The 8,070-nt window shown below is 68.8% G+C and carries 6 protein-coding genes; 5 read left to right on the top strand and 1 reads right to left on the bottom strand.

What is annotated here, in order from left to right; all coding sequences use genetic code 11:
* The coding region (locus ABZW18_RS33710) for a GAF domain-containing protein (RefSeq protein ID WP_356195081.1) at window positions 1-1,284 on the bottom strand (1,284 nt) is incomplete at its 3' end.
* Window positions 1,285-1,614: 330 nt separating this feature from the next.
* On the opposite strand from ABZW18_RS33710, the gene ABZW18_RS33705 reads away from it, so the two are divergent.
* The 5 genes from ABZW18_RS33705 (at window position 1,615) to ABZW18_RS33685 (ending at window position 7,913) form a co-directional block, all read left to right on the top strand.
* Entirely contained in the window at window positions 1,615-2,364 is a 750-nt protein-coding gene (locus ABZW18_RS33705; RefSeq protein WP_356195079.1) for a class I SAM-dependent methyltransferase, read from the top strand.
* An 884-nt stretch (window positions 2,365-3,248) separates the two neighbouring features.
* Window positions 3,249-4,430 carry a 3-deoxy-7-phosphoheptulonate synthase gene (locus tag ABZW18_RS33700; RefSeq protein ID WP_356195076.1) on the top strand — a complete coding sequence of 394 codons (1,182 nt, stop codon included), beginning with the start codon at window positions 3,249-3,251 and terminating at the stop codon, window positions 4,428-4,430.
* 98 nt (window positions 4,431-4,528) lie between these two features.
* The gene (locus tag ABZW18_RS33695) at window positions 4,529-5,299 is read left to right on the top strand and encodes a 2,3-dihydro-2,3-dihydroxybenzoate dehydrogenase (protein WP_356195084.1); all 771 of its coding nucleotides are present in this window, start codon (window positions 4,529-4,531) and stop codon (window positions 5,297-5,299) included.
* Window positions 5,300-5,352: 53 nt separating this feature from the next.
* Window positions 5,353-5,979, top strand: a complete 627-nt coding sequence (locus ABZW18_RS33690) for an isochorismatase family protein (protein WP_356195074.1) — start codon at window positions 5,353-5,355, stop codon at window positions 5,977-5,979.
* A 59-nt stretch (window positions 5,980-6,038) separates the two neighbouring features.
* Entirely contained in the window at window positions 6,039-7,913 is a 1,875-nt protein-coding gene (locus ABZW18_RS33685) for an anthranilate synthase family protein (RefSeq protein ID WP_356195071.1), read from the top strand.
* Window positions 7,914-8,070 lie beyond the last annotated feature (157 nt).

Below are 8,070 nucleotides of genomic sequence, written 5' to 3'. Positions count from 1 at the left end.
GCGGGCTATCACCACCACATGAGGCGCGCTCAGGTCGATGCCGAATCGGCGTGCGCGTTTCTCGAGCTGCTGCCGTGGGCGCTGCGGGCTGACCAACAGATCGTCGAGGAGCTCGTCACGCACCTGGCCCTCCGCCGCGGCGGTCCTGCTGCTCTGCAACAGCAGCAGGACTGCTGCCGCTTGTGCGGCGCACCGGAGCAGCCGCTGGTCCCGGTCCGTGAGCGGGCGGCTGGGATTGAGAAGCAGAGTGCCGAGGTACTCATTGCCGGCGAAGACCGGGACGGCCCACATGCCGCCGTCCAGTGGCACCGGTACCGGCTCGCCCGCGGCGTGGGCGTCCATCGCGGCCACCACCAGGGCGGATTCCTCCTTCTCCGGCATGTCCCCGGCCGTTTCGAGAACCGTGCCGTTGGCGGAGAGGATCAGCAGTCCGCCATCGAGTCTACGGCTCATCTCCTGGGCCAGCGCCCGCAGATCGCCGCCCCTGAGCACCGACTCGATCAGTCGGTCGTGGATGGCGCCGAGTTCCCCGGCACTCCTCAGATCGGCTTCGCTCCGGGACACATGCTGTCGCAGGTCGTGTACCTCGGCGGTGATGCTGTCCAGATGCCGTGCCCGCTCGATGACCACACCGCCGAGGTCCGCCAAAGAGCTCAGCAACGAGATCTCGTCCGCGGTGAAATGACGCACCCTGCGGTCGGCGACGTACAGTGCGCCGAGCGGCTGTGTGCAGCTGCTCAGGGGCACCGCCAGGATGGCGTGAAGACCTTCTGCCCTGACCACCTCATCGACGGTCTCGCTGTGCTGAAACCGATCGTCAGCGAGATAGTCGGGGGTCCAGAAGGGCGAGGGATTGGCCAGCACGGCGCTGCCGAGCCCGGTGCCCGCCGAAAGCTGCAGACCGACGTTCAGCATCGTGGTGTGGCCGTCGGAAGCGCGCACACGGAACGCTGCGGCTTGCTCGTCCTGGAGGCTGATGTAGGACATGTCGACGCCGAGCAGCAGCCGTGCCCTCCGGGTGATGACCTTGAGCACGGCCTCCAGCCCATAGGGTGCGGCCAGTTCGCGTGCGGTGTCGACGAGAATGGAGAGGCCTGTGTCACGCTGCCGGCGCCGGTTCAGCTGGGTGTGGATGGCCACACCTAATCGCTGGGCGCGTTCCACCGCCTCCAGTTCCGCGCCGTGGGCACCTCGCCGGCGAGCCTGATCCACCGGCGCGTCAAGACGGTCCACCGGTCCCTGGTCGGCCAGCACCTCCAGTAAGGCGAGTACATCGGACCGCATTCCGGCCGTCTCCTGTGCCACGACGCCCCCCGTCTTCAGACTCTTGGCCACCGATTGTGAATGCTCGCACACCGGGAGTACGCATCTCGAAAGTGTGGGCTACGGCCAAGCATTCTTCATGTTCCTGTAACACTTGGTGTGAGCCCGTTTCCGCGCTGCTCCGTGGCCGCATCACCATGCCGACCACCCGGTGTGTCCCTTCGGCACCTTCCGGTACGGCCGTCGCCCGGCTGAGAGTTGGAAACAGAAGGGAAACGCAGCCGTCATCAGAGGTGCGGCCGTATGCCGATGAGCTCGTAGGGGATGACAGTGCGGGATATCCAGGATCACATGCGCTCCCTGGAGCGAAGCCGCGAGGCACTCACGAGGGACGACCGCCCGTCGACGTTCACGATGCACGGCCGTGCGTGGGATCTGCTGCCGGAGGTCTTCGCCCCGGTCTACTCGCCCACCACGGGCTTCTCCATGGAACTCCTCGGTCTCTCGGATTCCGTGCCGAAGCCCCGCACCGGCTCGATGCTGGAGATCGGCTCAGGCACCGGGATCATCGCCGTGTCCAGCGCCCTGGCGGGCTGTGACCGGCTGGTCGCCTGCGACATCAATCCCGCTGCTGTGCGGAACACGGCCATGAACGCCGCGCGCCATGGCGTCGGGGACCGGCTCCGCGCCGTGCACAGCGACCTGTTCACCGGACTCGACGTGGACGAGCGCTTCGACACGATCTTCTGGCACTCCAACTACGTGCTCGCGCCGGTGGATTACGCGTACCGGAATGTGCACGAGCGCGCGTACGTGGACCCGGGATACGCCACGCACCGCCGTTTCCTGGCAGCGGCACCACACTGGCTGACCCCCGGTGGCTCGGTACTGCTGCACTTCAGTGCCCGAGGCGATCTGGTCAGCCTGCTTCGGATCGCCGGCGAGTGCGACCGTGAACTGCACATGCTGCGCAGCATCGTGTTCCAGGAGGGCGAGCACGAGATCGAGCACATGCTGATCGAGGTGACAGCGGCTCCGGAGCGGAGGAACGCCCACGTGCAGGGCCGCACCGAACCCGTATCCCGCAGAACCCGTCCGTGACTCACGGCGCCAGGAAGGCCGGCTGCTCGCCGTAGCCGTCGTCGTTTCGCCACGGCCCGAGCGAGAACGGCAGGGCCGTGGCGCGGGCGAGAACGGCAGGGCCGTGGCGCGGGCGAGAACGGCAGGGCCGTGGCGCGGGCGAGAACGGCAGGGCCGTGGCGCGGGCGAGAACGGCAGGGTCCGGAGTGCCCCGGCGGATCCCGCCGCGCCCGATGAGACACGCCAGGCGTCCGGAGGCCGGCAGGCCCCTGCGGATGCTGTCCGGCCAGGGAGAGACTCCTCCGCAAGCAGTTGCTCCAGCTCCCAGTTACTCGTGGGTGCCGCCCCGTCCGCCATAAAGGATCGCAACTCTTCTGTGAGTCCAGAAGCGGTATAGGACAGCGTAAGAAGAATGGGAAAATCCGCTGGGACTCCATCAGAATTCGTTTCGAATATGTCATGTTGGCGCCAATGACCTGTCCGCGACCTGATGGAGTACCGGTCATGTGACGAAGTGCGGCGAAGGCCATTGGCGGAATCTCCGTCCCCACCACAGGATCGGAAATCGCCACGGTCGGCCGATGGCTCGGCAGAGGAAGTCGATACGGCCCGTCCATCCCTCAAGGGAGTGCTGCGTCCATGACCCACGCCACCGTTATCCACGCTCTCTGTCCCCGGCAACGTCCCCGCACCGGTCCGGGCCTCGTCCGTCTCCACCGAGCGGCTGGTCGGATCACGGGTGAGCGTACGGATGAGGTCGCCGGCGCGCCCTGCGCCGAGCCCTCCATGGTCACGATTCGCGTCACCGAAGCCCCGTGAACGCCCTCCGCTCAGCGAAAGTCCCTCACCGCGGCCCCCACCCGCCCGTCCGCTGGGCTCACGCCCACTCGTCTCAGGAGTCACCGTTGGAGAACGCTCTGCTCGACATCCGATGGAAACCGGCCAGGCAGCAGCCCGAGTGGGATGACGCGTCGCGGCTTCAGCAGGTGAGAGAGGAACTGGCGGCCAGCCCAGCGCTCGTCGACCCCGAGGACATACGTACCCTGCGCTCCCTGCTGGCCCGGGTCGCCGCGGGGGATGCCTTGGTGGTGCAGTCGGGGGACTGCGCCGAGGACCCGGCGGAATGCACGCTCGGCTACGTCGCCCGCAAGGCCGCCGTGCTGGACCTGTTGGCGGGCGCGATCAAGATGATCACACACAAGCCGGTGGTGCGCGCAGGCCGCATCGCGGGCCAGTTCGGCAAGCCCCGCTCCAACCCCACCGAGCGGGTCGGCGACGTGGAACTTCCCGTTTACCGCGGCCACATGGTCAACAGCCCGGAGCCCGACCCGGTCAGCAGGCAACCCGATCCCGGACGCCTGCTGACCTGCTACCAGGCGGCCAACGACATCATGGGGCATCTGGGCTGGCGGAACCCGCGGGACCCGGACCGGCGGTCGCGTATCGACGCTCCGGTCTGGACCAGCCATGAAGCGCTGCTGCTCGACTACGAACTTCCCATGGTCCGCCGGGACGAGGAGGGACGGTTGGTGCTCACCTCCGCACACTGGCCCTGGATCGGCGAGCGGACGCGCCGGCTGGACGGAGCCCATGTCGCCCTGCTCTCCCAGGTCGTCAACCCCGTGGCCTGCAAGGTGGGCCCGAGCATGACGGTCGACGAACTGCTGGGCCTGTGCGAACGGCTCGATCCCGCTCGGGAGCCGGGCCGGCTCACCCTCATCGCCCGGATGGGCGCCGGAGCCGTGGCCGACCGGCTGCCCCCGCTCGTCGCGGCCGCCCGTGCGGCGGGGCATCCGGTCATCTGGCTCACCGACGCCATGCACGGAAACACGGTCACCCTTTCCAATGGATTCAAGACCCGCTTCCTGGAAACGATCGAACGGGAGATCCGCGAATTCCAGAATGCCGTCGGAGCGGAGGGCGGAATCATCGGCGGGATGCATTTGGAGACCACCCCTGACGACGTCACAGAATGCGTCCCCAACGAGTCCGGTGTCGAGCATGTCGGCGACAAGTACACGAGCTTCTGTGACCCGCGGCTCAATACGAGCCAAGCCCTCCGAGTGGCCTCGGCCTGGCTCGGATAGCCGTGGGCCGGAATCGGCCGCGGCACCATGCATCACTTGCCACGCGTACGGCGCGTGAGGAGGTCCGAGAAATGCAGCACGTGGAGCACATGGGGAACATGGAGAACAGAGTCGCCCTGGTCACCGGAGCAGCGGGCGGTATCGGCGCGGCGGTGGCGCGTGCGCTGAGCGAGCGGGGCGCGGCGGTGGCCGCCGTGGACCGGGACGCCGACCGGCTGCGGCAGACGGTGGAGAAACTGACCGCCGACGGGCTGCGCGCCGAGGCCTTCCCTGCCGACGTCACCAGCAGCGCGGACGCGGAGTCCGCGGCCGAGCGGGTCGAACGGACCATGGGCCCACTGGAGTTCCTGGTCAATGCCGCGGGCGTGCTGCGCCTCGGCGAGGTCGGCAAGCTCACCGACGAGGACTGGGCCGACACCTTCGCGGTGAACGCGGGCGGAGTCTTCCACATGTCCCGGGCCGTGGTGGGCCGCATGGTGCCGAGAAAGCGCGGAGCGATCGTCACCGTGGCGTCCAACGCCGCCGGCACCCCCCGCACCGAGATGGCCGCGTACGCCGCTTCCAAGGCGGCGGCGTCGATGTTCACCAAGTGCCTGGGCCTGGAGGTGGCCAGACACGGCATCCGCTGCAATGTCGTGGCGCCGGGATCGACCCTCACCCCGATGCTCAGCTCCATGTGGCAGGACGACTTGGGCCCGCAGCGCACCATCGACGGGCTGCCCGAGGCCTTCAAGGTGGGCATCCCCCTGGGCAAGTTGGCCGACCCCTCGGACATCGCCGACGCCGTCGTCTTCCTGCTCTCCGACCACGCCGCACACATCACCCTGCACGACCTCACGGTCGACGGCGGCGCCTCGCTCGGTGTGTAGCGATGTCCGCCACAAGCAGCGACCCGATCCACTCGATCCAGCGGAGATACGCCATGGCAGGCATACCCCCGATCCCGTCCTACCCGATGCCAACGCCGGGCGACCTGCCCGACAACACCGCGCAGTGGTCCATCGACCCGGATCGCGCAGTGCTGCTCATCCACGACATGCAGAGCTACTTCCTGGCGCCTGTCCCCGCCGAGGGTCCACGGGAGGAGTTGGTACGCAACACCGTCCTGCTGCGCGAGCGCTGCGCCGCACTCGGCGTCCCGGTGGCCTACACCATGCAGCCCGGCGGCATGACCGAGGAACAGCGGGGTCTGCTGAGGGACTTCTGGGGGCCCGGCATGCGGGTGGACCCCGCCGACCGGCAGATCGTCGAACCACTGGCCCCGGCCTCGTACGACTGGGTGTTCACCAAGTGGCGCTACAGCGCCTTCTTCCGGTCCGGCCTGTTGCAGCGGATGCGTGAGAACGACCGTGACCAGCTGGTCATTTGCGGCGTGTACGCGCATGTCGGGGTGCTGATGACCGCGGTCGACGCGTTCAGCAACGACATCCAGCCCTTCCTGGTCGCCGACGCAGTCGCCGACTTCTCCCAGGAGTTCCACATGCTGGCCCTCACCTACGCGGCGCAGCGCTGTGCCGTGATCGTCACGGCCAAGGGGGTTCTCACATGACCGGCAGGACAGGGAGAACAGGCAGGACAGGGCCGGAGGAACCCGAGGAGGGAGCGTCCGTGGCAGGGGATCTCTTAGGCCGGGTGCTGGGCCCGCGGCCGCCGGCCTTCGCCCTGCTCCACCGTCCCGAGACAACTGGCCCGGCAGCCCTGGACGTGCTGGTCGGCGAGGTGACTGAGCCGGACACGCTGGCGGGGATCCCCGTGCCCGGGAAGCCGGCATCCGCCCGCGGCCCCCGCCACGACGTGCTGGCTCTCATCCCCTACCGGCAGATCTCCGAGCGCGGCTTCGCCAGCCCGGATGACGGCTCACCGGTGGTCGCCATGAGCGTCACCGGCCAGGCCACGCTGCCCGTCTCCGAGGTCCTGGCCCGGATTCCCGACATCCCGATCCGGCTCTCCGACGGGCATTTCGAGGTGGACGACGCCGCGTACGCGGACACAGTGCGCAGGATCATCGCCGAGGAAATCGGGACGGGCAAGGGCTCGAACTTCGTCATCAAGCGCTCGTTCGTCGCCGACATCAGCAACTACACCACGCACAGTGCTCTGGCGTTCTTCCGCCGGCTTCTGCAGCGGGAGTCGGGCGCCTACTGGACCTTCATCGTCCACACCGGCACCCGGACGTTCGTGGGCGCCACCCCTGAGCGGCACATCAGCCTGCGCGACGGCACCGCCGTGATGAACCCCGTCAGCGGCACGTACCGCTATCCGCAGTCCGGCCCCACCCTGCCGGAAGTGATGGACTTCCTCGCCGACCGCAAGGAAGCCGACGAGCTCTACATGGTCGTCGACGAAGAGCTGAAAATGATGGCCCAGATCTGCGACACCGGAGGCCGGGTGGTCGGCCCGTACCTCAAGGAGATGGCCCGGCTCGCGCACACCGAGTACTTCATCGAGGGGCGCTGCACCCGCGATCCGCGCGAGATTCTGCGCGCGACGATGTTCGCCCCGACCGTCACCGGAAGCCCGCTGGAGAGCGCCTGCCGGGTCATCGCCCGGTACGAGCCGCAGGGCCGCGGCTACTACAGCGGCGTCGCCGCCCTCATCGGCCGCGACGAGCACGGCGCGCCCACCCTGGACTCGTCGATCCTCATCCGCACGGCTGACCTCGATACCGCCGGCCGTATGCGCATCGGCGTCGGCGCCACGCTGGTACGGCACTCCGACCCGGCCTCCGAGGTCGCGGAGACCCGGGCCAAGGCGGCGGGGCTGCTCGCGGCCCTGGAGGACAGCGGACCCGAACGCTTCGCGGAGCACCCGGGCGTCCGCACCGCCCTGGAGCGGCGCAACGCCACCATCGCCGACTTCTGGCTGAAGGAGCACGGGGCACGGGCCCGGCCGGATCCCCTGCTGGCCGGCTGCCGTGTGCTGGTCGTCGACGCCGAGGACACCTTCACCTCAATGATCGACCACCAACTTCGGGCCCTGGGCCTGGCGGTGACGGTCCGCCGCTTTGACGAGCCGTACGCCTTCGAGGGATACGACCTCGTGGTCCTGGGGCCCGGGCCCGACGATCCGCGCGAGACCGGACACCCCAAGATGGACCATCTGCGGTCCGCAGTGCGGACCCTGCTCGCCGAGCGGCGGCCGTTCGTCGCCGTCTGCCTGAGTCACCAGGTGCTCAGCAGGCAGCTCGGCTTCCCCCTGGTCCGCAGGAGGGTCCCGAATCAGGGCGTGCAGCGGGAGATCGACCTGTTCGGTGCGCAGGAGCGGGTCGGCTTTTACAACACGTTCGCCGCCAGCAGTCGCGAGCACAAGGTCGACTGCGACGGCGTGGGTGTGGTGGAGGTGAGCCGGGACCCCGAGACGGGCGAGGTGCACGCGCTGCGCGGGCCAGGCTTCGCCTCGATGCAGTTCCACGCGGAATCCGTGCTCACACAGGACGGCCTACGCATCATCGGCGGCCTGCTGAGGGAGGTTCTGCACGGATGAACACCCCTGCATACGAGGTCTGCGCTGATCGGTGACGATGCGCGGACCGGGCGACGGCACACCGCCCCCTGAGCCGGCGCGACTGGGCGGGGGGGGGGGGGGCGCCCGGCCGCCGCCGGCGCGCCGCCCCCCCCCCCCCCGCCCCGCGGGGGGCGCA

This window comes from Streptomyces sp. NPDC004647, from assembly GCF_040609575.1.
Classification (GTDB): Bacteria; Actinomycetota; Actinomycetes; order Streptomycetales; family Streptomycetaceae; genus Streptomyces.
Note: the sequence above shows the minus strand (reverse complement) of the source record. Positions and strands in the feature narration are given on the sequence as shown.